The organism is Oleiphilus sp. HI0079 (assembly GCF_001635105.1).
In genome coordinates this window covers 1-1085 of the sequence record NZ_LWFT01000679.1, presented here as the reverse complement: position 1 = coordinate 1085, position 1085 = coordinate 1, and the positions used below count along the sequence as shown (strand labels likewise).

General features: G+C 46.0%; 1 protein-coding gene. It reads left to right on the top strand.

Annotation, left to right across the window (positions count from 1 at the left end; translation table 11 throughout):
- A partial coding sequence (locus A3750_RS12385) for an HlyD family type I secretion periplasmic adaptor subunit (RefSeq protein WP_156498558.1) occupies nt 1-772 on the top strand: 772 nt, incomplete at its 5' end.
- Nucleotides 773-1085: the final 313 nt, after the last annotated feature.

Below are 1085 nucleotides of genomic sequence, written 5' to 3'. Positions count from 1 at the left end.
ACCCGTGATTCAGGAAAGGGTAGATGCGCTCGATACTCTGCGTAAGAAATCCTACGGCTCGAAACTTCAATATCTTGAACTCAAACAAGAACTCATCGAAGAGCAGCAAGATCTTGCCGTGCAACAAGCACGACTGAATCAGCTCAAGCAATCCGAGCAAAGCATCAGCACACAGCAAACGCTCTATCTCGCTGAAAAACGCAAACAAACATTGGCTGAGCAAAACGCCTTACAAGTCCAAAGCGATGCCTTGTCCCAGCAAGTGACCAAAGCAGAACAGCGCTTAACGCACTATACGCTTATCGCACCGATCACAGGGCAAGTGCAACAACTCGCGACCACCACCATTGACGGCGTTGTGCAAAGCGCCCAACTCTTAATGCACATCGTGCCGCGCGACAGCGCACTCGAAGTCGAAGCGATGATTCAAAACAAAGACATTGGTTTTGTGCAAGAAGGCCAGAAAGCCGTAGTGAAAGTTGATACCTTCAACTTCACCAAATATGGTTTGATCGACGCGCAAATTAGTTCTATTTCGGACGATGCAATTTCAAATGACGCTAGTAATACGCTGCAGAATGAACGCCAAGGGCTCGTCTACAACGCGCGAGTGACACTCAACCAAGACAAGCTGCTCATCGAAGGGCGCGAAGTGCGCCTTTCACCAGGTATGTCAGTGACAACAGAAATCAAAACAGGCCAGCGAAGGTTGATCGAATTCTTCCTCTCGCCTTTGTTGAGGTATAAACAAGAAAGTTTGGGGGAGAGGTAAATGCAGGGAATCGCTAAGCTATTTTGGATTGGAATTAAAGGGGACGCATTTATTTAATTTGCTGCGCCGTACAACAAGCACCATTAAATCAGCTCACACGTAAGCAAAGAACTTAGGTACAGCTCTTTCTTCTGGCATAAAAACCCGCTCGATAGTGTTTTTTTATACTTAAAGACTCTTAGCTTTGCGCCGATAAACTACGATACCATCAAACTCTATCCTTGAACTTAGCGGGGCAGGAACTGACATGATCTCTTTTCTAAATAATCTTTTTCCAGGGATTGGTTCGGATCAGGTTAAAACACGCGTTTCT